Here is a 24,329-nt window from a genome sequence, read left to right as displayed (position 1 = left end):
ATCTATATCAAAAAATCATGGTGAAGAATTAATTGAAGTTTCTAATGTTAAGAGATGGTTTTAATTATAGTTCTAAATAAATACTAGTAAATATGTGTTTTTGGGACGCTTTTATATCATTCACCCTAATAGTCGTCTTATGCAATAACTAAGTTTAATTTGCAATATACAAATTACTATTAGAAATGTAGCCTGGGTGAAACAAAGTGAAACCCGGGTTTCGGCCCTGCAGGCCTGCACCCAGGCTACGCTTGCTAACTTCATTTAAGCCATCATGACCCACTGCATTAATCCACGCAGTCAATTTTGCAATAATGTGTTTAATCCAAATTAACGTGACCTCTGAAGTAGTTTGCACGTCTTTGCCTGGCAGCAAAAACATGCAATAAAATCATTGATTAAATCAATAACTCATTAGGATTGTCAATTATTGGCCTATTCAGCTCATAATCACGAGTAAGAATGTTATGGTTAAATATGTCCTCGTAGAATTGGGTTGTTGAAGAACATCGACCTCGCCTAGGATTGTCTATAGCCTCTTTCGCTTTTTCAACAATCTGCTCATAGGCCGTTTAGGATCTAACTTTTTATCAACCTGCTTAATCAGATTCAGGATATCATTCACCCGATGAGGTACTCGTTTATCACCATGCTTCACCCTTTCTTTGAATAACCAATAATCACCTACTTTCCAGTTTGTAGCCATAATATGAGTTTTAATATTGTCTAAATTTGTTCTTATGTCATTATCCTCAGGAACAAGAGGAATGCTTACATCAGAATTCAGTTTTTCGTTGAACGCAGTTAACACAGGCTTATTGCGGGTAAATTCAACTGGTTTTGCACCCTTAATAAATTTCTGGAGTAATTTCAGGTAATAATTGCTGGTAATAAAATGCCGGCATAATCTTAAACCCCTTTTGCAAGAACGCTTGATAGGGCTCATCATCTAGTTCCTTCTGAGCTGTTTTTTTAATTAAAGCCCAAAGCTGCTTTACCTTATCAGAAATATCGTAATCACTTAATGATTTTCTGCTGACCTTAATTTCATTATCATAAAAATATCGAAATTGCTCTTGTTCAACTTTAGCCATATATCCCAATAATAATTGACCAATTAACCGATTACCCGTACGAATTGGATCATTTTTTTCTTCGCAAAGTTCCAATCGGAATAAGTCATTGATTATCTTTAAAACTTCCTCATCAGAAGCATTTATAGAGAATTTTCTTAACTACACGAGTTTCGCAGTTTGAAATAAATAGATTAGAATTAGCGGCATAATTTTAATTTAGAAGTTGTGTCAGGATGTCGCGTTATCGATGTACAAAAGAATTGTATAAAGCATTTTTACAAGCAAGCAGTATGCGTTATTCAGGTTTAGCGCTATCAGAAGTAAGTCCTATAGCTTTATCCCATGATAGTATTAGCCGTTGGTTAGCTGATAAAAAATTCCGTCCTCGAGAAAATATGGTCACAAGCATTATGTACGTGCATCAGAACCTTGTCTATTGATAGCAGATGATACAGTTTTATCCAAGATACACAGTAAAAAAATAGAACTTGTAAATTATCAGTATTCTGGCAATGCCCATGATGTGATTGCAGGAATTGGTCTTATCAATATGCTGTGGCATGGTTTGGATAGTCAAGAATCCGTGCCAAATTGATTATCGTATCTATGATAAAGATACGGATGGAAAAAAAAAAAAACCCATTTTTGCGACATGTTAAAACTCGCTAAATCACGAGGACTCACTCCCACAGCAGTCGTCATGGATGCTTGGTATTCAAGTTTAGATAACTTGAAATCCATCCGCTCACATGGGTGGATTTGGGTTACACCATTAAGAAAAAACCGAATAGTAAATCGTCATGCTCGATTAGAAACATTAGAAATTCCCGAAGAAGGACTTTCGGTTCATTTACGTGGATATGGTTGGATTTTTGTATTCAAGTTCGTGGCAAAAAATGGCCGCATTGATTACGTGGCGACAAACATGGAAAATCCAACACGTGAGCAAGTAAAACACATCATGGATGCACGTTGGTCGGTCGAAGTTTATCATCGAGAAGTCAAACAAACATGTGGAATTGAGCGTTGTCAGGCACGCACAGGCCGAGCGCAGAGAAACCATATCTTTCTTGCCATTGCTGCTTGGTTTGAGCAACATAAATTACGTATTACTCAAAAAACTACTCTTTATCAACAAAACTGGCATGTAATCAAAAATGCTATTCAGGAGCAGATCAAATTCTTAATGTTTCAACCTACATGAGCCAAGTGCGAAACTCGTGAACTAGCTGACTTTTTTATCGCTTGGAATATTAGACGTTACCTTATAATTTTCCTGTGATAATCCAATTTTCAATAAAAAAAGGTGCGGTTTATCAGACAACTTCAATGAGTCAATTATTTTATCAGACATATTAATACCAGATCATTTTAACTAATTAAAATTGACAGCTATTAAATCATTAATAAGGATGAGAGACTATTTTTATGCCGAATTGCCTCAACTTTCTTGCCAAACGCTATCAACGAAGTACATAAATTGCATTTATTGCTATTGCCGAAGGAGGGAAGCAAAAATTAAGTATCCAATTATATATAAAAATAAAGCGTTGGCGTTACTGGGCTTTTATCAGTAAAATTGCTTTCGAAACTTATTTTCTTGAGTTAAAGTTGCAAGTCTAAATTTGTTTATGCGGTGACACTTGAGCATATTCTCCTCTCCTTTTTAACCTTTTTACTCGTCTGAAGATTTTATTTAAAACGTACGTTGATTAATACACAGAGTTTATGAACTGAATTAAACGATAAATTTAAGAAATTTAATATCTGATTGATGCGTTCACAAACCCATCATTTTAAGGCAATACATGCAGTTAATGTTAGAATAATTATTAGCGATATTAAACTAGATAAAATTATTATAAGTTTCTGAAACAGTTATTATTTAAGATTAGAATAATAAATTAAGGCTCTAACATTAAGAGTCACAACCTTATAATTAATGTTATTTTGATTTAAATAAATAGTTGGTATAAATTTAATTTAATTGTTCTTATTTTATGCTAATTATGGGTGCTAAGTTAACTCATTCCCAGTTAGTAGAATTAGGTCAGTATTTAGGTTACCCGCTTTCCACTGGAATATGTCGCGGATTTTCTATGATGCTTTGCCAAGCTTGGCTTGTAGAAGAGAGCTATAAGTTCTTCTATCGCCTAAAGTGTATTGAGAGTTATGACAATGACTTTGAAAAATTAAAATATGATATTGAGCAAATACGTTTACACACAAAAAACTATGGTTTCTTTAATTACCCGGAAGAAACAGAAATATTTTTAGAAATCCCAGCCTTTTATGAGGGTATTCAACTCTATTTAAATCCCGCTAGGTATTTTGAGTTATTTTCACAATATTTAAACCAAGAAAATTTGGAAGATTTATTCAATTGTATATCCTAATAAACTGTCACAGGAAAAATTGGTTGTTAGTTTGGATAAACTACATGCCTTTACTCAATCTGAGCTAACTGACTATTTCAAAGACTTAGAGAAGATAATGGATGAGGCGCAGGTTGTTGCACCTATTTTACTGTCATCCAGTAATCATGCAGTATGCTTTTACTATGATAAGAATATTCGAAAATGGGTATATGTTGATATTAATGATTTTGCTCGTTTCCCGAATCTTATGTCTTATACTCGTGAGTTAGATAGTAACTCATTAGCTAAGAGTATTTTTTTCTTCACTTTCGTCTGATGAGGCAGACTATGTGGCTTTTAATATTCAAGTGATTACAAAAGCCAGTCAAGAAGAGTCTATTAAAATTGCTCTAACTGAGTTAGAAAAAAAATATCCTTTCGAGTACAACCATGCAAACCGATTTGATGCTTATCAAGTAGGCTTATTTTATCTAGCTTGCCAAAACAACCAATTTAATTTAGTACGAAGCTTACTTAAGCAGGAAAATATTGATATTAACAAAACAAGTGTTCAAGGTATTACTCCCTTATTCCTGGCATGCGAGTATGGACATACTACTATTGTTTCTGAATTACTTAAGCACCAAAAAATCGATATTAACAAGGCAACCAATGAAGGAGCTACGCCACTTTATATTGCCTGCCAAAATGGCCATTTTGATATTGTCTGTGAGCTGTTAGAACAAAAAAATATAGAAATTAATAAATTTACTAAATATGGAGCGACGCCACTGTTCGCAGCCTGCCGTAATGGGCATATGGCTATTGTCTGTAAGTTACTTGAACAAAAAAATATTGATTTTAATAAAGAAGATAATGATGGATCAACCCCGTTGTTTATCGCTTGTCAACTAGGTTATATTGATATTGTCCAAAGTTACTTAAACTAAAAGAGATTGATGTTAATAAACCGGATATTTATGGGGCAACACCACTTTATATAGCCTGCGAGCAGGGACATATGAATATAGTTCAAGCATTGCTTGAGCAAAAAAATATTAATATTAACCAAGCATATAATGGCGCAACACCCCTTTGGACGGCCTGCCAAAAGGGGCATACTGATATTGTTTATAGGCTGCTTGCTCAAAAGGGAATTGAAATTAATACTGAAACTAAACCTGGGGTTACTCCATTTTATATCGCTTGCCAGAATGGATTTACAAGTATTGTATGTAAACTGCTAGAGCAGAAAATTATTGATATTAATAAAATTAATTATAATGGTTTTACACCACTTTACATTGCCTATATAAATGGTCATATTGATATTGTTTTCGAGTTACTTAAGCAGGAAAACATCAATATTAATGAGCAGTATGACAATGGTGCTACATTGCTTTTCAATGCTTGTAAAAATGGACATACGGATATAGTTCAAGCATTGCTTAAGCAAAAAAATATTGAAATGAACATAGCAACTAATGACAACACAACCCCCTTTTTATAGCTGCGAAAATGGCTATATTGACATTATAATGAGTTACTAAAACAAACCTATATTGATGTTAATAAAGCAACTAGTGACGGTGTTACTCCACTTTCTGTAGCCTGTGAAAGGAGGATTTACCGAGGCCGTTCTTAGTTTACTTCAGCACAAAAATATTGCTATTAACCAAACAGATGAAGATGGTGCAACGCCACTTTTAGTCGCATGTCAAAATGGTCATATCGATATTGTCCGAGTTCTTATACAGCAGGAAAAGATTGATATAAGTAGGCCAGATAATCATGGCAGAACGCCTCTTAGTGTTGCTTGTGAAAATGCAGATTACGAGATGGCCTATACTATTAATAAGTGCAGGTCATCCAATAGATAACATTAATCAACAATACATGCCGTTGCTCAAGGCTCATTGGCCGTCTCTTACGCAGAGCAATCATGAGCTCTTAGGAGGTAAACGAAGAGGGCCAGATTACCCTGATGAGCAACCAAAAAAGATTTATAAAACTAATTTAGAATTATCTCAAAATAGCTTCTTTTCAAGTCACATTGAACAAGATTCTCAAATAAATATGCAGAAATCTTCTGATAAAGCCCTTAAGCGTGATAATTAATTAATATTGGCATTATTAATTTAATCTATCTTTATTAAGCTAAATAATATTTGGATTTAATAAATTACTTAAGTTATCTATATACTCTATCTAAATTAAGTAACTTATTTTTCTCATAGAAATATCGTATTCTAACCTTAATGCAATTAACTAATTTCTATATTGCTTACTAAGCATTTAGACGTATGTTAAATTATTGGCGCCTAGTTAATTTAATAATAGTTATAACCTAACTATAAAAATAATATTTTGTCGATAACAGCTGGTTTATTTAAATGACTTTCTTATTCCGTTTTACTACTATCTTAATGCTTTCATTCTCTGTATTGGCATTACCTTCTAAAACATTTACTCAAGCTAAAAAACAAGCCAGAATTGTTTTTTGCCCTCCAACGTGAAACCTTATACTGTCACTGGCAAATTTGATGCACGTTTAAGGGTTGATTTGGCAAGCTGCAATATGCAGTCAGCATTCGGCATTCGCCGCGCGCATGTAGTAGAATGGGAGCATATGATGCCTGCTGAAAACTTCGGTAACCATTTTGCTTGTTGGCGAGAGCCTCTTTGCATTAAGTAAAATGGAAAAAGATATAAAGGCAGAAAATGCTGCGAAAAAATTGATAATCAATTTAGACAAGCTGAAGGTGAGCTTTACAATTTATGGCCAGCTGTAGGCCTTGTAAATAGTGCTCGCTCTAATTTTTCGCTACAGTATGTTAGAAAATCATACTTCCTTTTACGGTTGCCCTATTACCATCGATAAAAAATCAAGACGGGTTGAGCCTGCAGATTTTGCAAAAGGAATCGTCGCACGTGCTAACCTTTTTATGGCCTATAAATACGGTATTGATCTAAGTGAGGCACAACGAAATCTTTTTATTGCCTGGGATAAAGAATTTCCACCCAATGCGAATGAAAAATGGTGGGCAGAAGCGGTTGCTAAAATAGAAGGCTACCCTAATCCGTATATTATAAATCATGAATTAAAAAACAGTTGCTCTTTATCAAAATAAATTTGTTATCCATATATCCACACGGAGCGTAACAACCTGCCGACTAGTGAAGCTATAGTGTGGGTATGTGGGGTGTGCGACAAGAAGTCGCTAGTAAGAGTTGTTTCATTAAGAAACGAGCTGTACTGCCAGCTGAACCTAGGGATCTGAATAAAGAGCGATCCTGACAATGTAACAAAATACGTTTACGTGTGGGAAGCAAATCGTGAGAAGCGCTTCTTCCTGATAACCACAATCGGGTAAGTGCTAGGTAGCAGGTATGGTGAAGAAAACTGAACTTGTGATAAAGGTCGTCAACCCAAACAGGCGCAAGTGGTTGTCTCGCCTGAGCCAAGCGGCAATGAGGGCTGGTTAGTTGCTATCCACTACAACTACGCAGTCAAACAGCCTCCGGCCAATAACAAGCACCTAACCCTGCACATACTCTTTCTAGGCGGAACTTGGGAACCTCGTATAGCTCCTGTTAAAACAGGTAAGTACTTTGCGAAAAGTGATGAAGGTTATGCGAGATTGGGAGGTTGGAAAAAGCGAATGTCTAGTGGTAATAGCTAGAATACAGGTTTAAACGTTACCTGACGCGAAAGCGAGCCTACGTCCAACTGGTCTCTTATTGCAAGAGAATTTGTAGAATCGCTTAATGAGGAAAAGCAAATGACGGATGTAACACTAACCGGTGCATCTTCAGCAAAGCAACTTGATTGGGCTGCCATTAATTGGAAGATAATTGAGTGCAATGTCAAACGACTGCAAATGCGTATTGCAAAGGCAACGCGAGAAGGAAGACCAGGACAAGTCAAAGCCCTGCAATGGTTATTAACTCATTCAAAATCAGCTAAACTATTAGCTGTAAAACGAGTGACAACTAACCGTGGCGCCAAAACGCCTGGTACTGATCGTGTGGTTTGGCGAAATTCTAAACAAAAATACAAAGCAGCGATGCAGCTCAAACGTAAAAGCTATCAAGCACAACCGTTACGAAGAGTGTATATCCCCAAGCGCAATGGCAAGCAGCGACCCTTAGGTATTCCTACCATGCAAGATAGAGCGATGCAAGCTTTATATACGATGGCGTTGGAACCTGTCGCTGAAACTACAGGTGATAAGCATTCTTATGGTTTTCGTAGAATGCGCTCAACTGCAGATGCCGTTCGCCAATGCTTCAATGTGTTAGCTCCCAAAGGAGCCGCTCAATGGGTATTAGAGGCGGATATTAAAAGCTGTTTTGATCATATCAGCCATGAATGGATTACCCAGAATATCCCTTTAGATAAAAGGGTTTTGCAAGAATGGTTGAAATCAGGATATGTCGAGCAAAAGAAATGGTTTAACACGGATGCGGGAACACCACAAGGTGGAATTATCTCACCTATGTTAGCAAACATGGTATTAGATGGATTAGAACGGGCAATTAAAGCAGGTACTAAAAAGTCTGATAAAGTGAACTTGGTGAGATATGCTGATGATTTTATTATTTCGGGCGCATCAGAAAAAGTGCTCATGAAAGTCAAGTCAGAAGTACAAACATTTCTAGCAGCGCATGGTCTGACCCTATCGGAAGAGAAAACTAAGATCACGGCTATCAGCAATGGATTTAATTTCCTCGGTTTTAATGTGAGACGGTATAACAATAGTAAAACCCTTGTTAAACCTTCCAAAGAAAGTATCAAAGACTTTTTGAATAAAATCCGAGCGTTGATAAAATCCAAGCCTTCTGTCAAAGCATCAGTATTAATTAGTCAGCTCAATCCTGTTATTAGTGGATGGGCAAACTACTATAAGCACTGTGTTGCGCAAAAGGCTTTTGCTTATGTTGACTCGCACATATTCAGGTCATTATGGCGATGGGCTAAGAAGAGACATCCTAACAAATCTGCAAATTGGGTGAGAGAAAAGTATTTTCGTACACGCAATCAAAGACAGTGGGTGTTCTCAACTACAACCATTACTAGGTCAGGGGTTAAAGAATGGCAAGATATCTTTATTGCCAGTTCAGTTCCCATCAGGCGACATATTAAAATTCGCACTGATGTTAATCTCTTTGACTCAAAAGATGCCGATTATTTTACCTCAAGAATGCTGAGGTATAAGCAATCACGTATTGTTGTTTAAACCAAACTTGCCGGGTTATATTAGATGTAGCTTTAAAGAGGCTTGAGCCGTATGCGGGGAAACTTGCAAGTACGGTTCTTAGGAGAGCGGTTATCAGTAATGGTAATCGCTTATCCGACAATAACCCCCCTTTTTCTTTTAACTTGGCCTTCCACCATGGTCCATAAAGCAAAGCATTTATCCTTGGAGGTAAGAAAATATTTTTATTGGTCTGATGTTTTCTTGTTTTAACTTGTTTAACAATTAAAATTTATCGTGGTAATTTGTTCTGCAATTTCTTTACATGATATTGATTATTCTGTTAAATTTGTCATAAATAATTTGTTAATATTTTACCCATAAACCGCAGTTCAACAATTCCTGCTTTTCTTCTTAATTAATCTGACGCTTTTCTTTCAATATTAGGCTTAAGACACTAAATGTAACTTCTATTTAGGTAAATTAATTTAGGTATAATGGTATTCACACTAAAAAATATTTTACCATTGCTTGATGGTTAATCTTTTAGCTTAAAATTTGTATAACATGTATTTTATATTAAAATAAATACATGTAGATAATTATTTATGCTTTTATGAATGAACTCGATAAAACTGAACGTCTGCAGATTATAAAACTTGAAAATAACCCCTTAGCAAAAGAAGTAGCGAAATTAGCTGAGCAAATAGCTTTAACAAAAGATAATTTAAGTGTTTCTAGTCGTTATGATGTTGAAGGTATAGTATGGCCTTTAGATGTCATGAAAACGGTGCTAGAGCGAAAAGCAAGGCAACGGCATGAGAAGGGACAACTGATTCCGTTTAATTATTTTGTAGCAGAATATAAACCACCTGAAGATTCAAGCGATTATTCCCTCGAAAGCCATCCTGAGCTCAATCAGCTTATTAATTTTTTAGTAGCTAATCATGCCAAATTGCCTATTGGTTTACGTTTTCAAATAGCCATACTTATAGATGGCCACTGGACGTGTATAGATAATATTATTACTGAAAAGGGTATATCTGCGTTTAACTTAGATTCAGTGATGGATAGGCGAGCAAGACATTTTTTCCAAGTATATTTAACTAATCTTCAATTAAATAATATTTTAGATTCGGGCTATATTTACAACATCAATGTTCCTTCTGATGGCCCTTTTGCTGAGACTCCCAAGGAAAAGGTAGCTAATATGATTCAACAAGATTGGGTTAGTTGCGGTATTTTCGTTGTTGACCATCTTTCTTTTCTATCAAGAACGAATGTTTTTAAGCACTTAAAGAAAGCATTTGGTGAGGGGCAATATCAAGAATTTGCCAGAGCAGATATACCCCCTGCTTTATCACCTATCTTTAGGTTAGCCCAAGGTGAAGAACTCTTTGAAAAACTAAGTAAACGGCAAAAGCAAACAATTGCGACGAAAAAGGATAAAACAAAGTTAGGTGAGCTAGATGGAGTTGCTTATAGTGCTAAAAATAAAGGCAAAAGGTTGTTGGAAGATGCTCACGCATATATTGAAAAGCCAACAGCCTATCAAGAAATTTTTGGCCATAATTTATTGCAGCAGTTAGAAGGATATGTCAAACATTATTCAAAACCCGTTAATGATTTAATAGCATATATTCATAATGCGTTACCTCAGTGTGAGGGTCTAATAGATGAAGAAGCTATTAAATTTATGCAGCAATTACATAATATAATACTTAAAGACGATATAGATATTAAGAAAATCATAGAAATATTAGAGATAAGCATTGAAAATTTAGGAAAATTAAATGATGTTTCAGCTTATCGCATATTAGCAGGTGTTATTAGCTATGCTGCATTAAACATAATCGATAACCAAGAATTATTTGAATTTTATAAAACCCTCGAAAAACGTTCTATTTTTGATAGATTAAGCAATCATACTAATTCCTTTTTTAGTAAGCCTACCCCTTTTACTCCCTCTCTTATCAGTCATATTGAAAATGGAATTAAAAGTCAATTACTTTATAATGCTACGGCTGATTTAAGCAAGAGTAGTACTAGGCAGTTGGATTACCTAAATGATAATTCAGTTACTCAATTTATAAATAAGCCTCGTACCTTCGATACATCAGAGACTACAAGCAAGAAATTACTTGCTCAATTAAATACTCTAAGAGATAGTCAGGATAAAAAACAACTAGACACTTTAAGCCGAAAGTTAGAGGCTAAACGAGCAACCGTGTTTGATGAATTTAATTTTAAAATAAAGCCTACGCATTCATCATCCTCGGCGACCTTTACTTAATAGTTAGGTTATAGCTGGTTTAATCTAAATTTCAATGTAAGAAAACTTTTGAAAGAGTGAGGTTGCATCTTCTATTAGAAATACAGGATCATTGGAAAATAGTAATTGGCTACTTATTCTTAGGCAAAGTTTTTACTAAAATTAATCATAAATATGCATTTAGCGCTAGTGCCATTAATCTTAATTCACAGAGCTGCCCAAACCACTTCACCTTGTTTAAATCAATTTTTAGTAACAAAAGGTCTTCGGTTCTTGTTTGGTGCTTAATAAAAAAATTACTCTGCTCCATTAAAATTTTACTAAGGATAAGGTCATACTTTTAAAGTAAACTAACCCGCACTGAGATTCTTCAAGCGTTTTACTAGTCGCCATGATAGCTAAGCTTTGGTTAGGTCAAGGGCTATGACAAAATTTCTTATTTATAAAGAAGGCAAAATTTTCTTCAGGATACGAGCCAACTATAAATTCGTTGTCTATTTCTGATTGCTTAGAAAAATTTAATGTATCTTCATTCCAGTTTAAAATGGGAAGTCTTTTAACAGAATTTGCAAGCTCATTAGTTAGCTCTATCTCTAATAGGGCTGGAATTGAAACATCAAAAAAGTGAGCTAACTTTTGCAGAAGCGCCCTTCTTGGCTTTTTAGTTTTGCCGGATAAAAGATGGTGTAGGGTCGGTTGAGGAATGTCAGACTCTTTGGAAAGCGTTAAAATGTTTAGCCGCTGGTTCCTGATTAACGCATGTAAGTTTTTGGTTGGTGTATTACTCATTATCGAATCATTTTTAAGTGAGAACTCAAATTGCATTGATGGTCTTAATTATTAAAAGTTTGTAGTCTCATGAAATTAAACCAGACGACCTTTTTCTAAAACAAAAGTCTTGTTAACCAATTTTCCTAAGTTGTCTTCCCGCTGATACACCATTTTAAAACCTAGGGTTTGCCAAAATTTAAACGCTCGTTCATTCTGCTCTTGTACAACACAGCGCATTTTATTGGGTGAAATAGCTTGTTCAAGTACATGGAAAAATTGGGCACCTAAGCCTTGGCGTTGATAGCTTGGATGAATTAAAAGATAACCAATTGTCCAAGTAGAATTTTGAGGATAATTAGCAATTAAATCAATAAGACCTAGCAAATGTTCCTTCTGATAGAATCCTAAGACGAACTTGTCTTGTTGAATGTCTTTAGTTGGGGGACAGGCGGTTAATATTCCTGCTGCTGAGCCTTTCTTGCCTTCACATAATTGAAAAAAGTCATTAAACAAATCAATAAAGGCTTGTAACTCTTGCAATGAATTTTGAGTTAAGAGCTTCACTTCAAAGTCATTCATGCGTGACGGACAAAAAATGGTGTGCAATGATTTCTCCTACCAACATCCAGGAACTGTGCCAATAGGTGAGTTTTTTAGATTATGGTCACACTCTTTAGGCTCTCCACAAGAGCGACCTTCATTTGAAGAAGTAATCCAATCATAACGCGCCTGCAAATTAAGGTCTGTATACTCCTCCCGCAAATTATCTGGAAAGCTCTTTTCAACAGGCTCTAAGCAATAACAGAGCATTTCTTTAAACTCACCAAAGGCTTGCGAGCCAAATAATTGTTTCTTTCCTAAGTACACGAGATAATGATAAATGGCTAAAGTCATAAGGTGTTTCTGAGTGATATCACCCAGTTCCACTGCGCGTTTTGTCCAGAGGAACGCTTGATAATAATGGTCAGGAATATCGCCATGTTGGTACACTAGGGCAGCAGCTGCAAAATCGGAAGCGGATTGCAAACAACCTTCAGCAAAGATAGCACCGATTCGTTGCCTTCGCTCTAAATCATGTTGCAATAATACTTCAAATTCTACCTCAGTTTTCTCTTCAAAGTTTTCGCGCTCTTCTTGTTCAGCTCGAACGATGGCTTGTAATTCAGTGGAGTGTTCTTTTTGAATTTCGGGTTTGTATAAGCACGTATCTAGCGAAATATTGTTTGCTCTTATTTCTAAAGCAAATAGTGTATGAGAGGTGCAAGCCAAAACAACAAAAAATAAACTTCTTATACAAGAGTGCATTCTTAAAAACTCATAAAAGCCAGTTAAATGAAGTTAAAAATAAACTATTTATAAGGCGCCATGATATCGGTAAAGAATAAGGAAAGCGATAAGCGTTTATAGATTATACATTTACAAAAAACAACGTTATGCCTACACTCAATAGACGTGTTCATTTTAAAGAGCGGCTATGGACGCCCTAATAACAATAAAAAAGAATAAAGAACCTTTAACGAAAGCTACTATTATTGCTAAGTTTGATACTACAAGCGCAACATCGGCTCAGCGTTTCCCGCTTTATGGGAGTAAAGTTGCTGCTGGTTTCCCTTCACCTGCTGATGATTATCTCGAACTAACGCTCGATTTAAATGAGTATTTAATCAAACATCCTTCTGCTACCTTTATGGTGCGAGCGCAAGGTGATTCAATGCGTGATGCCGGTATCCATAACGGCGATTTACTCATTGTTGACCGAAGTGTTGAGGCAACCCATGATAAAATTGTGATTGCGGCTATCAATGGTGAATTAACCGTTAAACGTTTATTTCGAAAAGATGGCTTGGTTCGCTTAATACCTGCTAATAAGACTTACTCACCGATTGACATCACTGAAGAGGTAGATCTCGTTATTTGGGGTGTCGTTACCCATATTATTCATCAGGCCTTATAACCATGTTTGCCTTAATTGACTGCAATAACTTTTATGCCTCTTGTGAGCGTCTCTTTCGACCTGACTTAAGAACGAAGCCTGTTGTTATTTTATCAAATAATGATGGCTGTGTTGTCGCACGCTCTAATGAAGCAAAAGCTTTAGGCATTAAAATGGGTGAGCCTTATTTTAAAGTAAAAGAATTATGTGGTTTATATGACGTCACGATTTTTTCGTCGAATTATACTTTGTATGGGGATTTATCAGCACGCGTTATGCGTGTCATCGAAGAGTCATGGAATAATGTTGAAATTTATTCCATTGATGAAGCTTTTCTTGATTTATCGACGCTTCCAAAAAAAGACATTAATGCTTTTTGCCTAACCCTTCAGAAGAAGATTTTACAATATACCGGTATCCCAACATCCATAGGTATAGGTCATACTAAAACGTTAGCAAAAGTGGCTAACTTTGTTGCTAAGAAAAAATTAAACGTGCCTGTTTTTAACATTATAGGCCTTGAAACAGAATGGTTAGATAAAATAGAGGTCGGCGATATTTGGGGTATAGGAAGACAGTGGCAAAGAAAATTAAAGGGATTTGGTATAATAACAGCTAATCAGTTAGCAAGCCAAAATCCGCATTGGATTAAATCGCAATTCAATGTTGTCTTACAACGCACTGTCATGGAGCTTCAGGGTATTTCATGTCTTTCTCTTGAGACCATTGAGCCTAAAAAAAGCCTTGTTGCCTCATGCTCTTTTGGTCTGCCACAAACTAATTTGATAGCCATTGAAGAAGCCATCAGCCATCATTGCGCAACAGCCTGGGGCAAGCTTCGCAAGCAAGAGTTAGTCGCGCATTATATGTCAGTGTTTCTCTATACCAACCGTTTTGACGAAAACCTTAAGCCCTATTCTAAATCAATTAGCTTTCGATTAGTTAATCCAACTGATGATATAAGACAATTAACCTCATTTGCTAAACACGCATTAAAGCGACTCTATAAAGAAGGTATTCCCTACAAGAAAAGTGGCATTATGTTGACAGAACTAGCACCTAAATCACATAGACAAATGTATTTATTTCATCAACCATCTGATGTCATTGTCGCTAAATCTGAAAAAGTTATGTCACTCATGGAGTCTATTAATAAACGATATGGTACACGCACTATTCGTCTTGCAGCCGAAGGCTTTCAAAAGAATTGGAGCATGAAGCGCGAAATGAAAAGTCCTTGTTATACAACGTGCTGGTCTGAATTACCTTGTGCTAAAACAAAATAAATTGAGGCCAGTAAATTTTAGCACATTAACTTAATAAATATTCATTCGTAATCCAGCTATAACACTACTGTACTTTCTGGATTTAATAAATCTTGTCGATAAGGCCAACTAAATAACTAAGCTATTTAAAGAGTCCTACAGCTATTTTCAAGCTAATGAAATACCTATTCTAATTAGGCTTTACATAAATTTTATTAATCCTTATGACCGTAAAACTAATGATACTAGTCACATGCTACAACTAATTAAGATTTAAGATTAAAGGCGCAGGAACTGTTTTTTAAAAGAGCTAATAACTAATTTCATGTACATTACCCTATAAGCCAAAAATTCGCTAACTCACTGAACTACAGTTGTTCACCACAACGCTTCTATAGTTAATTTTCACACAAAATAATTGTATAAATTTTAAACTATAATATAGGTTAAACCTTTATGGGAGCGCATTAATGAAATTTCAATTAACGCAATTAGCTGGAATACTTAAGTTACAACGGCCTCGTAAAAACTTTAAGGAGCATGAAAAAGATAGATTGAATCCTACTATAACCCAAATAGAACTTCTTGCAGGATTACACCAAGATATCCCGTATATTTGGGCTATTGATAATACAGGTAATATTATGATTGGAATTGAAAAACCATGGTTATATCCACAAGCCTTTGGTTTTAAGGGTAATGAGACTTTATGGCATGAAATTAAAGAGCAATTGAAATTAAAGAATGATAACTTGAATTACGGACACCCAACTCTTACTCCAATTTATGAAGAGAGTGGAAAGATTATAAGCTCAGACATTTCCGAGTTAGCTTTTATCGGCGGAGAGTTAGTTTATAAAGATAATAAATGGATAATTAACAATAAATCTGGCCGATTCAGACATGTAATTGATAAGAATAATCAACCTGCCTCAGCCGAGGTGATAACGCACATACTTACCCTTGTTTCTGAAAAATTAAGAGAGGCAGGTATAGTAAAAGTAATTGAGATTGCCTTTTATTCTAAGCCTAACAAAGATAAGTGCACCGAAAATAATGCGAGTGAAAGCTTAATTAAAATGCTTTCTGATTATTTACTTGAGCATGAACCATCTAATTTGGTGAAATTAACAACTTTTGAAAATCAAGAGTACACCATCGTAAAAGCAGCATTAAATCGATTACAAAATGGAACCGATAAGAATTTATTAGAAACACTGGAATTTTTATCTCAAGAAAGCTTGGAAATAGACTTTAGTCCGAGATTAAAAAATATATTAAATGCATGCAAATCGTTACAAATTGAGTCGACTGAGCTTAAATTCATTAATAAATAGGTCTGTTATTTAAACAGTCTTTAGTAAAATCAAATCGATAGTTATAAGTGCTATAAAACATCATAAGGCGGTTAATGACAACTATTAGCTATTAAAAAAATCGGCCGCGTTGCAAATACTATCAAGCGTAAGAAAAGTTAAATTTTAGGTAGATCTTACTTGTAAATGCTGAACTGTTCATTGATAAAGGATACTTCATTACGTGCTCCCAACATCCAACAATTAAATTGTTTTTTCTTAAAAATGCGCATGATTTCAAAGCCTTTAATGGTGGCATAAGCTGTTTTCATCGATTGAAAACCTAAGGTAGGATTAATGAGTCGTTTGAGCTTGCCATGGTCAGCTTCTAAGCGGTTATTACGATATTTGATTTGCTGATGATGAACGTCTTTAGAAAGACTGCCTTCTTGTTTTAATTCCTGAATAGCTTGATTGTAGGCGGGATTTTTATCCGTATTAATAATGTTAATATCACAAGTTGGATTGTTCTTGATGAGTTTTTTCAGAAAGCGCGTGGTAGACTTTGCATTACACTGATGGGATAGATAAAAATCAATCGTCTGACCACTTTCATTAATAGCACGGTAGAGATATTTCCATTCTCCTTTAACTTTGACATACGTTTCATCGAGATGCCACCGCCTAGAATAACGCCGTTTATACCACTCTAATCGCTTTTTTAGTTCGGGGACATAATGTTGAACCCAACGATAAACCGTGGTGTGATCGATTGACAAGCCTCGTTCACTCATTATCTCTTCTAAGTCACGGTAGCTTATCCCATATTTGAAATACCAACGAACGCACTGCAAAATGACTTCGCCATGAAAATGACGCCATTTAAAATCTATCGGGTTTTTATAGTTCATGGCTAACACTTAAATCCAGACAGGATACTACATTCTAGTTTTTGCAACAGGGCCGATGGGTTAATATCAAAGTTATCAACCTTAATTAAGATTTTACCTTCATCACTTAACTTCATCTTGTTCCTAATTTTTTTTATCTAAATTAAGCAAAAAAACTAATATTCCTCAAATCAGAATACAAGCGTTATTATGTCTATGTATCTCACTTACAGATGACGGAACGAACTTATTTGTTTTGGTTTGTGTGAACTCATTTGCTTTAGCAATGCAATCATCAATAATAGTGGCTAACCGTTTATCATACTCTTTTAGTTGATTCTCAGATTGAGGTAACGGCTCTTTCAGTATTAATGCTCTTGCTTTCTGATAATAACAATTATCATCGATTAGGAAATAATTTATTTGTCGAAGCATGTCTTGCGAAAGAAAACCATGTTGCTTTTCAATTACTCGTTGGCGATTTTGGCCTAAATCACTTAAATTATTTTTAACAGAAGTGTAATTAAAGAAGCGATACAGTGGATTTGTTTGTGGTGTTTGAGTTAGTTTAGAAAGATGTATCGCTTGAAGTTGCCTAACTTCATTAAATAAATACTGGGTAATAGCTTTGGCTCGAATTTCGGCATGTAAAATATTTGCATAATTGTCATTCGCAATAATGATAGTGGTTAAGTTTGTGCAATCTTCAAAAGCTTGAGAGTGAATCCAAGTCACGCTGCTAGGAATACTTAATAAACGCAAGCTAGTGCACTCTTTAAATGTTCTAAAGCCAATAGAAGCTACTTTATTAGGAATAATTACTTTCTGTAAGCTGGTACAACCGTAAAATAACCAGTCTTCAAGTCTAATGACTCTATTAGGGATAGTGACTGTTTGGAGGCTGGTACATCCAAAGAATGCTCCCTCACCAATCTTAGTGATACTATTAGGTAGTATCAACATTTTTAAATCGACACAACCACCAAATGCATTTTTTTCAATTGAGGTAATCCCATTAGGAACGTTAAAAGCCCCCCTACTATCGATATCATCATTTTCAACTTTAAGAAGCTTTTTTTTATCAGAATTTAATTGCATTGATTTATCTTAAAAATTACAGGATACACAAATATCGCTCAGAAGATAATTCAACTTGCAAATAGAAACTCAAACTTAGAAATTAAAATTACTATTACCTTACAAAATTGTATTAACAACTCTCTGAATTCGTGTGAGTTTTCTCAAATCATGATTTCCGTAGCTAGATTATCTGCAGGTAACCCAATTGGTTTTCATCAGAATTTTTTTGTCCATTTTTATACGACCCTAATTTAAATAAACCAAATCCCAACAGGGCTGTTGTAACACCAATGCCAGCTATTACTAGACCAGGAACACCAAATGTCGAGGCATTAAATACTACAAAAGCAACTGCAACAGTAGTAAGTCCTAATACACCAATAAAACCACCTAAAATCTGCATATTAATATTTTTCAAAGAACGCTGTGTTTCTGCTTGTTGCTGTTTGATTAAATGTGAGCAATCATTGTATTTTTTGATATTTCTAGCTTTATGAGAGGCTTCTACTTCTAATGAATTTTGTAATTCAACTAATTTACTCGATAGTTGCTCATAATCAGAATAAACGTCCTCTGTTTCTGGTAGCTCATCTGCCTTAGTTATCTCGTCCAAATTAACTGTAAATTGATATAAGCCTTGTTGTATTTTTCTTTTTAGAGCAATTATCTTGAGTATTGAAGAATTAATTTTATCATTTTTCTCCCTTTCCTCTTTATATACTTTATAATTGATAGAGGAAATTTGGTTTAATTCATCTTCTATTTCTTGCTTTACAATATTAAATTGACTTATTAAATCCTCTATTTTTTCTTTATCATTTAAAAGCTTATTTTTAGACATACCGTTCAAATAATCAATTTTTTTGGTTATTCTACGTTAAAATAGAGCAAATTAAAATCATGGTTTATAATTTTTATAATTAAATATTTAATCCAATTTTGTTTTTTAAATTTATAGTTTGAATTATGATTTTTTTAAATTTTTATAAATAAGATTATATTGTAATTAAGTGAGGTTCAAAATTTGCTATTTGGGTTAGTAATTAATAAATATACGTTTATTATTCTAAATCTTATCATTCTAGCGTTAAGTATCAGCTTAGTGTACAAAAAAGAGCAATCATGAGTGATAAAAGTATACTAGAAATTGCATGTTATAATGGCTTTTGTGCCTTACATATTTGTAATAGGCTATAAATAGTAGGGAGTTGTATTTGATATTAATGCGCCATAAAAGACGCATTAATATCAAAATGAGTTATATTTTATTATAAGTACATTCTGATTCGTAATTTTCATCCATTGATGATTGCTGTTTTACCCTTATAATCAACCGATTATTTTTTAAAAATATTTCACCATCCCCATAACCATACACAGTAAATTTCTCATTAAATTCCTGCATATGAATATAAGCAGCAATTGAAAATGACATTAATATACGTGAATAATCCTCATCCCACTCAAATGACATATGCTTAAAAGAAGTGAGTTTTTCGTTGGAGTTAGCGTCTGTTTTTAAAGCGCCAAATTCAAATACCTCACCATCTACAGTAAAAGATAATTTATCATTTTTTATAGTGATAGTATCATCGTAGGTCTCGCCATTTTCAATACACTGTCCTTCCCAATTCCCTGAAAAATCTGTAAATGATTTAAAATTATTTTTCTGTTTAGTAGCTAATTTATTATTTGATAAATGAATCAATTTATTAGTTGATTGGCCTGTAATAATTTTTTGAAATAGTTTGGTAGCAAATACAGGATTTATTAGGCTGCTCGTAATAAAAAGGGCAGTTAAAGTTTTTTTATACATATTACATTACTCCGTTAATAAATTTTTATAGCCTTTACGTTGTCCTATTAGGATTATTTTTTTATTTATGGGTGCATATAGTACTTTAGTGAAGTATTTTTTTTCATTAAAATTTTAATTTTTTTTCCAACGATTAACTACATTGCTTTTTACTTTAGTAAATAATTGCCACCCATTATTTATGGTTGTGAGGGATGAGTATGGATGAAAGCTGTCGATAAAAGCTTTTATTAAAGCGTCAATATATAACAACTATACAATATTTTGAATACAAATAATTTAATTTTTTATAGTCATGGACTAATTTTAATTTTTAAGGCGGTGTTGCAAAAATAAGAAGGTAGTATACTTGCTCGATTTTGAGTTTGAACTATGAGTACTAAAAATCCAATTGAATTTAAATGGCGCCATTTTCATGGTGCAGTAATATTGCAATGCGTACGTTGGTATTGTAAATACGGGATTAGTTATCGCGATTTAGAAGAAATGATGAAAGAGCGAGGTTTTGATCTTGACCATACCACAATTTATCGCTGGGTTCAGTATTATGCACCGAAACTGAAGCACAAATTAGATTGGTATAAACAACGTTACTCTAGGCGTTGGCATCTCGATGAAACGTATGTCAAAGTCAAAGGCGAATGGAAATACTTATATCGTGCTATTGATGAAAATGGCTATACCATTGATTTTTACTTGTCGCACCGGCGTAATACTTTCGCAGCTAAGCGTTTTTTGAAAAAGTTAATTAATAACAACCCTGCTTGTGAGGTCAGCATAGTTAATACCGATAAAAACCCAGCTTATGGTCAAGCAATCAAAGCGTTAAAAAAAGAAGGTCACCTTTCAGCCCATGTTCAACATCACCAAATTAAATACCGCAATAATCGCTTAGAAGCAGACCATGGTAAGCTCAAACGACTCATCAATCCTACGCTTGGATTTCAATCAATGAAAACCGCTTATGCCACCATCAAAGGTTTTGAAATCATGAGAATGTTTAAGAAAGGCCATTTTAAAAGTTGGATGTATGGTGCTCGCAATGAAGCGTCTTTTATCAATGAACAGTTCAGAATTTACAGTTGAAATCTACCTAAAATTTAACTTTTCTTAGCTTTGATAATTTTTGCAACGCGGCCTAATACGCTAATATTCATTATTGAATCTCCCATCCAGTTTCAAATCTATTAAATTCGAATACTAAGCTGGTGATAATAATCTTGCCAGCTTAGTCGGATGGTTCATTTGTATATTGAAATTATCTTTTCATAAAGTGAAGAGAGGTCCATTAGAATTGATCATTGTATTGGACCGGATGGAGGTACTGAGGGTTCATTTGAGGATAATGCCTCGTAATGTAGTCGTAGTACTCCATCCTATTTTTTGTTAGCTCCGAACAGATGTGAGGGGATAGTGCCCCGTATTATCGCAAGTGTGGAGAAACAGCTTTCAAGTATACAACAGAGTAATCTAAATGAATAAAAAAATAGTGGCAATTGATGTAGCAAAATCTGAATTAGTTATTTACTCGGAAGGTAACTATACCACCATAGCGAATGAAATGACCGCCATTAGGCATTTTTTTGCTCCCTATAAGCATAAACAAATAACTTTATGTGCTTTTGAGGCAACAGGAGGCTATGAGAAAAAACTAATTGATTGTTATGAGGAGCTGCGCTTACCTTATCGCATGCTGCACGCAAATCATATTAGGGCTTATGCTAAAGCATTAGGTATTCTTGCTAAAACAGACAAACTTGATGCAAAAGTTATCCATGATTATGCCATGGCTGTTTCCGTAGACGCTGTAAGCTCAAAAAATGAAAACCAAGATATTAGTGACTTGTTAAATCGGCGAGAGCAACTTACTGCTATGCGTATTGAAGAGTCAAATCGATTAGAAACGATGACCAATAAAGTGCTTATTAAATCATTTAAAGCCCATATTAAATGGATTGAAAAACAAGTAGACACTATTGAAGCGCAATTAGTTGAGTGTGTAAACAGAAACGATTCAGTTAAGTTTTTATTTGAGCTCTATACCTCTATTCCAGGTATTGGGCTAATCACAGCGCTTCGACTAATAGCAGACTTACCCGAATTGCTTACACACACTGATAAGCAATTAGCAGCCTTAATAGGTATTGCACCCATGAATAACGATAGTGGTAAGATGCGTGGTTATCGTCGGATAATAGCAGGGAGAGCTAAAATTAGGCGCCTATTATACTTAGCGACTATCTCAGCAATAAAATGCAACCCACTGATTAAATCTTTTTATAATAAGCTCAAAAGCAAGGGTAAACCTGGAAAAGTAGCCATCATAGCAAGCTCAAGAAAGCTATTAACCGTCCTAAGAAGCAAAGCTCAAAATAAGATCCCTTGGGTCTCTATCTTTAGTTAAATAGCTTAAAAATACTTGTTTTGGAATACAGATGCTACATTAGTGCCGTTGAATGTTCTTCGAGAATTTTCACATACAATTCCATAATTAGTAGATCGAACTTTTTTGCAACGCAGCCTATGCAATTAAGAAATTACACACCGCGATCGCGATGTCAGTTCATCACTGCCCTTTACAGACTGTCTATCACCATACAAGCGGCGCTCAAGTTTAAATAGTTCTGAGGTATTTGCTTGGCAAAGCTCTTCAAAATTGTCTTTACAGCGCTGCGCTCTCCACTTTTCCTTCCCACCCACACACATACCTGTCTCGCCGCCTTGCATATGACTATAAACACCAAAACCAAAACCAAGAGCAGATGAATCATTCAACGGGAAATACGATATTGAATTATATTTAAATTTTAAAGTACGCGTGAGTGGGTCATTTTTTTCCACAACATAATAAAGACCTTGGCAAAGAGCCTGAGCGTAGCACGCCGGTAAAAAGCGCTGAACATAACCGATAACCTGACTCCAGAATAGACGAGATTGATTCATTGACCAAGAATCATATTGTTGGACGTAGGTATCGAATGCTTTGATTAAATGCTTCGGATTAAAAAATAGTTCATTCATAGATAAGGTCGTGAAGTTTTCTCTAAACGTTTTCATGGTCTGACCAAGAGCGGATGTGGTGTCAAGCGGGTTGTTGAGCAACATGAGGACGTCCGTATCGGAACTGAAGCTTATGATTTGCATCAATGCACTAAAATCGTAGGACTTTTGGTCAGGCAAGCCGTTTGGAAATATCTCTTTAAACTGCTTCACCTTTTCTGCCTGTCCGTTAGGAATATTATCAAAATGAGATTCCATTTTTTTCCATAAGGTTACATCGTGAGCGAGTAAAGCTGCCTGAAAAGGCATACATTCGAAGGAACGACCTGAGTAGTCAATTGCCTTAGCTCTGCCACATAGTCTTTCAGGAAGGCACGTTATCATAGACAAAGCTTTGATTTCTTCACCGTATAGCACATACATACTGAGCTTTTTAATTGCTTCCTTTTCCATATCTTTTTTAAAAAATTGATAAAACCCTTTTGAAGTTTGTGACAAGCGAGCCATTGATTCTTTAATTAAAAATGAACCTGTAAGCTTCATCATATCAAGGGGCAATACCGAAAAATTGTTCGAATAAGATGTTTTATTTGGCATATTTATTTACCATATAATTTAAAAAATGGCCATTATACATTAAATTTAAACAAATGCAAGTGGTTAAAATAAAGGACTGTATTACAAAAAGATTAAACATAAAAAATGTTAAATTTTGGGTAGATTTCAACTGTAAACCAAATTATTCATTGATAAGGGATGCTTTGATTTGTATGTCAACCATCCACTCATTGAATTGTTTCTTTTTAGACACGCGCATAATTTAAAATCCTTGATAGTCATTGGAGCGTTTTCATGGCGTGAAAGCTTTAAACAAAGTTAATAATTTGTTTAGGCTGTGTTGCAAATACTATCAAAGAAAATAAAATTTAAATTTTCGGTAGATCTCAACTATAAATGCCGAACTGTTCATTGATGAAGATGATGATTGATAGGTTAAACCAACTCTTTGACAACCCTGACTTGCAACAAGGCAATGCCACAGCTGGGATGACGACAGAGAGGGCCGATTTTACATCAAAGCGCAAGCTTCGCTTCGACGCTAAATATATAACTGCAACTTAAATGACCTATTACATCTTTATAAATTAGCTTGTAATAAGAGATGGTTCATATATGTTGCAAAAAAGATCAAACGTACAAAATCATAAATTTTAATTAGATATTAAAGGTAACTATATAGATCAAATTGTTCATTGATAAAGGCAATCTTTATTTGTATTCCAGCCATCTACTTATCAAATTGTCTTTTGGAAACATACGCATGACTTCAAATCCTTTAATTGTAAGGAGACATTAAAATTTTTTTTGCCTACTTA

Annotated in this window: 27 protein-coding genes and 1 pseudogene; 17 read left to right on the top strand and 11 right to left on the bottom strand. The window is 34.7% G+C overall.

Annotation, left to right across the window (positions count from 1 at the left end):
* Window positions 1-154 precede the first annotated feature (154 nt).
* The 3 genes from DYH30_RS16475 to DYH30_RS16465 all read right to left on the bottom strand — a co-directional run bounded on the left by DYH30_RS16475 (window position 155) and on the right by DYH30_RS16465 (window position 1,169).
* Window positions 155-382, bottom strand: coding sequence for a hypothetical protein (locus DYH30_RS16475; protein ID WP_115332785.1), 228 nt, complete (start codon window positions 380-382; stop codon window positions 155-157).
* A 147-nt stretch (window positions 383-529) separates the two neighbouring features.
* The gene (locus DYH30_RS16470) at window positions 530-811 is read right to left on the bottom strand and encodes a hypothetical protein (RefSeq protein ID WP_115332843.1); all 282 of its coding nucleotides are present in this window, start codon (window positions 809-811) and stop codon (window positions 530-532) included.
* Between the two features lie 37 nt (window positions 812-848).
* Window positions 849-1,169, bottom strand: coding sequence for a hypothetical protein (locus tag DYH30_RS16465; RefSeq protein WP_115332842.1), 321 nt, complete (start codon window positions 1,167-1,169; stop codon window positions 849-851).
* 140 nt (window positions 1,170-1,309) lie between these two features.
* Here DYH30_RS16465 and DYH30_RS18775 point away from each other — a divergent pair.
* The 11 genes and pseudogenes from DYH30_RS18775 (at window position 1,310) to DYH30_RS16410 (ending at window position 10,924) form a co-directional block, all read left to right on the top strand.
* Window positions 1,310-2,280: pseudogene (locus DYH30_RS18775) on the top strand (IS701 family transposase).
* Between the two features lie 805 nt (window positions 2,281-3,085).
* Entirely contained in the window at window positions 3,086-3,472 is a 387-nt protein-coding gene (locus tag DYH30_RS16455; protein ID WP_115332841.1) for a hypothetical protein, read from the top strand.
* A 31-nt stretch (window positions 3,473-3,503) separates the two neighbouring features.
* A complete protein-coding gene (locus DYH30_RS16450) occupies window positions 3,504-3,770 on the top strand; it encodes a hypothetical protein (protein ID WP_147285962.1) in 267 nt (88 codons plus the stop codon).
* Window positions 3,771-3,783: 13 nt separating this feature from the next.
* Complete coding sequence (locus DYH30_RS16445; RefSeq protein ID WP_115332839.1) at window positions 3,784-4,383, top strand: ankyrin repeat domain-containing protein; 600 nt, start codon at window positions 3,784-3,786, stop codon at window positions 4,381-4,383.
* A 5-nt stretch (window positions 4,384-4,388) separates the two neighbouring features.
* Complete coding sequence (locus tag DYH30_RS16440) at window positions 4,389-4,943, top strand: ankyrin repeat domain-containing protein (RefSeq protein ID WP_115332838.1); 555 nt, start codon at window positions 4,389-4,391, stop codon at window positions 4,941-4,943.
* A gap of 103 nt (window positions 4,944-5,046) precedes the next feature.
* A complete protein-coding gene (locus tag DYH30_RS16435; protein WP_115332837.1) occupies window positions 5,047-5,313 on the top strand; it encodes an ankyrin repeat domain-containing protein in 267 nt (88 codons plus the stop codon).
* Window positions 5,314-5,329: 16 nt separating this feature from the next.
* The gene (locus DYH30_RS16430) at window positions 5,330-5,551 is read left to right on the top strand and encodes a hypothetical protein (RefSeq protein ID WP_115332836.1); all 222 of its coding nucleotides are present in this window, start codon (window positions 5,330-5,332) and stop codon (window positions 5,549-5,551) included.
* Window positions 5,552-5,945: 394 nt separating this feature from the next.
* Window positions 5,946-6,128, top strand: coding sequence for a hypothetical protein (locus DYH30_RS18460; RefSeq protein ID WP_244917912.1), 183 nt, complete (start codon window positions 5,946-5,948; stop codon window positions 6,126-6,128).
* Between the two features lie 109 nt (window positions 6,129-6,237).
* Entirely contained in the window at window positions 6,238-6,564 is a 327-nt protein-coding gene (locus DYH30_RS18455; protein WP_244917911.1) for an endonuclease, read from the top strand.
* Window positions 6,565-7,215: 651 nt separating this feature from the next.
* A complete protein-coding gene (ltrA, locus tag DYH30_RS16415) occupies window positions 7,216-8,673 on the top strand; it encodes a group II intron reverse transcriptase/maturase (protein WP_115332782.1) in 1,458 nt (485 codons plus the stop codon).
* Window positions 8,674-9,247: 574 nt separating this feature from the next.
* On the top strand, window positions 9,248-10,924 hold the full coding sequence (locus DYH30_RS16410; protein WP_115332834.1) for a hypothetical protein: 1,677 nt from the start codon (window positions 9,248-9,250) through the stop codon (window positions 10,922-10,924).
* Between the two features lie 393 nt (window positions 10,925-11,317).
* Here DYH30_RS16410 and DYH30_RS16405 read toward each other — a convergent pair whose 3' ends face one another.
* From DYH30_RS16405 to DYH30_RS16395, 3 genes are all read right to left on the bottom strand, one after another.
* On the bottom strand, window positions 11,318-11,692 hold the full coding sequence (locus tag DYH30_RS16405) for a helix-turn-helix domain-containing protein (RefSeq protein ID WP_160116237.1): 375 nt from the start codon (window positions 11,690-11,692) through the stop codon (window positions 11,318-11,320).
* A 75-nt stretch (window positions 11,693-11,767) separates the two neighbouring features.
* Window positions 11,768-12,280 (bottom strand): GNAT family N-acetyltransferase, encoded by a 513-nt coding sequence (locus DYH30_RS16400; protein ID WP_131740756.1) that lies wholly within the window; start codon window positions 12,278-12,280, stop codon window positions 11,768-11,770.
* 9 nt (window positions 12,281-12,289) lie between these two features.
* On the bottom strand, window positions 12,290-12,979 hold the full coding sequence (locus DYH30_RS16395) for a hypothetical protein (protein ID WP_115332832.1): 690 nt from the start codon (window positions 12,977-12,979) through the stop codon (window positions 12,290-12,292).
* 169 nt (window positions 12,980-13,148) lie between these two features.
* Between DYH30_RS16395 and DYH30_RS16390 the strand changes: the two genes are divergently transcribed.
* The 3 genes from DYH30_RS16390 (at window position 13,149) to DYH30_RS16380 (ending at window position 16,209) form a co-directional block, all read left to right on the top strand.
* Entirely contained in the window at window positions 13,149-13,628 is a 480-nt protein-coding gene (locus DYH30_RS16390) for a LexA family protein (protein WP_115332831.1), read from the top strand.
* A gap of 2 nt (window positions 13,629-13,630) precedes the next feature.
* Window positions 13,631-14,893, top strand: a complete 1,263-nt coding sequence (locus DYH30_RS16385) for a Y-family DNA polymerase (protein ID WP_115332830.1) — start codon at window positions 13,631-13,633, stop codon at window positions 14,891-14,893.
* Window positions 14,894-15,342: 449 nt separating this feature from the next.
* Window positions 15,343-16,209, top strand: a complete 867-nt coding sequence (locus tag DYH30_RS16380) for a hypothetical protein (RefSeq protein WP_115332829.1) — start codon at window positions 15,343-15,345, stop codon at window positions 16,207-16,209.
* A 155-nt stretch (window positions 16,210-16,364) separates the two neighbouring features.
* Here DYH30_RS16380 and DYH30_RS16375 read toward each other — a convergent pair whose 3' ends face one another.
* From DYH30_RS16375 to DYH30_RS16360, 4 genes are all read right to left on the bottom strand, one after another.
* Window positions 16,365-17,078, bottom strand: a complete 714-nt coding sequence (locus DYH30_RS16375) for an IS6 family transposase (protein ID WP_115332828.1) — start codon at window positions 17,076-17,078, stop codon at window positions 16,365-16,367.
* 165 nt (window positions 17,079-17,243) lie between these two features.
* Window positions 17,244-18,155, bottom strand: coding sequence for a leucine-rich repeat domain-containing protein (locus DYH30_RS16370; protein WP_115332827.1), 912 nt, complete (start codon window positions 18,153-18,155; stop codon window positions 17,244-17,246).
* Between the two features lie 163 nt (window positions 18,156-18,318).
* Window positions 18,319-18,978: a hypothetical protein gene (locus DYH30_RS16365; RefSeq protein ID WP_115332826.1), complete on the bottom strand. Its 660-nt coding sequence runs from the start codon at window positions 18,976-18,978 to the stop codon at window positions 18,319-18,321.
* A 417-nt stretch (window positions 18,979-19,395) separates the two neighbouring features.
* On the bottom strand, window positions 19,396-19,953 hold the full coding sequence (locus DYH30_RS16360) for a hypothetical protein (RefSeq protein WP_115332825.1): 558 nt from the start codon (window positions 19,951-19,953) through the stop codon (window positions 19,396-19,398).
* Window positions 19,954-20,325: 372 nt separating this feature from the next.
* Between DYH30_RS16360 and DYH30_RS16355 the strand changes: the two genes are divergently transcribed.
* Both DYH30_RS16355 and DYH30_RS16350 read left to right on the top strand, forming a co-directional pair.
* Complete coding sequence (locus tag DYH30_RS16355; RefSeq protein ID WP_115332824.1) at window positions 20,326-21,039, top strand: IS6 family transposase; 714 nt, start codon at window positions 20,326-20,328, stop codon at window positions 21,037-21,039.
* A 388-nt stretch (window positions 21,040-21,427) separates the two neighbouring features.
* Window positions 21,428-22,357, top strand: coding sequence for a transposase (locus DYH30_RS16350; protein WP_115332637.1), 930 nt, complete (start codon window positions 21,428-21,430; stop codon window positions 22,355-22,357).
* A 125-nt stretch (window positions 22,358-22,482) separates the two neighbouring features.
* On the opposite strand, the gene DYH30_RS16345 is transcribed toward DYH30_RS16350, so the two are convergent.
* Window positions 22,483-23,550 carry a hypothetical protein gene (locus tag DYH30_RS16345; RefSeq protein ID WP_115332823.1) on the bottom strand — a complete coding sequence of 356 codons (1,068 nt, stop codon included), beginning with the start codon at window positions 23,548-23,550 and terminating at the stop codon, window positions 22,483-22,485.
* A 381-nt stretch (window positions 23,551-23,931) separates the two neighbouring features.
* Between DYH30_RS16345 and DYH30_RS18095 the strand changes: the two genes are divergently transcribed.
* Window positions 23,932-24,075 (top strand): hypothetical protein, encoded by a 144-nt coding sequence (locus DYH30_RS18095; protein ID WP_160116240.1) that lies wholly within the window; start codon window positions 23,932-23,934, stop codon window positions 24,073-24,075.
* The last annotated feature ends 254 nt before the right edge of the window (window positions 24,076-24,329 follow it).

Source organism: Legionella busanensis, from assembly GCF_900461525.1.
Lineage (GTDB): Bacteria > Pseudomonadota > Gammaproteobacteria > Legionellales > Legionellaceae > Legionella_C > Legionella_C busanensis.
This window is presented reverse-complemented; position numbering and strand designations above follow the sequence as displayed.

Bases quoted from the DNA above. Each gene is read 5' to 3' on its own strand.
- DYH30_RS16395 (WP_115332832.1), bottom strand. From the start codon at position 12,979: ATGCACTCTTGTATAAGAAGTTTATTTTTTGTTGTTTTGGCTTGCACC.
- DYH30_RS16350 (WP_115332637.1), top strand. From the start codon at position 21,428: ATGAATAAAAAAATAGTGGCAATTGATGTAGCAAAATCTGAATTAGTT.
- DYH30_RS16375 (WP_115332828.1), bottom strand. From the start codon at position 17,078: ATGAACTATAAAAACCCGATAGATTTTAAATGGCGTCATTTTCATGGC.
- DYH30_RS16430 (WP_115332836.1), top strand. From the start codon at position 5,330: ATGCCGTTGCTCAAGGCTCATTGGCCGTCTCTTACGCAGAGCAATCAT.
- DYH30_RS16380 (WP_115332829.1), top strand. From the start codon at position 15,343: ATGAAATTTCAATTAACGCAATTAGCTGGAATACTTAAGTTACAACGG.
- DYH30_RS16355 (WP_115332824.1), top strand. From the start codon at position 20,326: ATGAGTACTAAAAATCCAATTGAATTTAAATGGCGCCATTTTCATGGT.
- DYH30_RS16370 (WP_115332827.1), bottom strand. From the start codon at position 18,155: ATGCAATTAAATTCTGATAAAAAAAAGCTTCTTAAAGTTGAAAATGAT.
- ltrA (WP_115332782.1), top strand. From the start codon at position 7,216: ATGACGGATGTAACACTAACCGGTGCATCTTCAGCAAAGCAACTTGAT.
- DYH30_RS16360 (WP_115332825.1), bottom strand. From the start codon at position 19,953: ATGTATAAAAAAACTTTAACTGCCCTTTTTATTACGAGCAGCCTAATA.
- DYH30_RS16455 (WP_115332841.1), top strand. From the start codon at position 3,086: ATGGGTGCTAAGTTAACTCATTCCCAGTTAGTAGAATTAGGTCAGTAT.
- DYH30_RS16365 (WP_115332826.1), bottom strand. From the start codon at position 18,978: ATGTCTAAAAATAAGCTTTTAAATGATAAAGAAAAAATAGAGGATTTA.
- DYH30_RS16475 (WP_115332785.1), bottom strand. From the start codon at position 382: ATGTTTTTGCTGCCAGGCAAAGACGTGCAAACTACTTCAGAGGTCACG.
- DYH30_RS18095 (WP_160116240.1), top strand. From the start codon at position 23,932: ATGATGATTGATAGGTTAAACCAACTCTTTGACAACCCTGACTTGCAA.
- DYH30_RS16410 (WP_115332834.1), top strand. From the start codon at position 9,248: ATGAATGAACTCGATAAAACTGAACGTCTGCAGATTATAAAACTTGAA.
- DYH30_RS16405 (WP_160116237.1), bottom strand. From the start codon at position 11,692: ATGAGTAATACACCAACCAAAAACTTACATGCGTTAATCAGGAACCAG.
- DYH30_RS16390 (WP_115332831.1), top strand. From the start codon at position 13,149: ATGGACGCCCTAATAACAATAAAAAAGAATAAAGAACCTTTAACGAAA.
- DYH30_RS16345 (WP_115332823.1), bottom strand. From the start codon at position 23,550: ATGCCAAATAAAACATCTTATTCGAACAATTTTTCGGTATTGCCCCTT.
- DYH30_RS16385 (WP_115332830.1), top strand. From the start codon at position 13,631: ATGTTTGCCTTAATTGACTGCAATAACTTTTATGCCTCTTGTGAGCGT.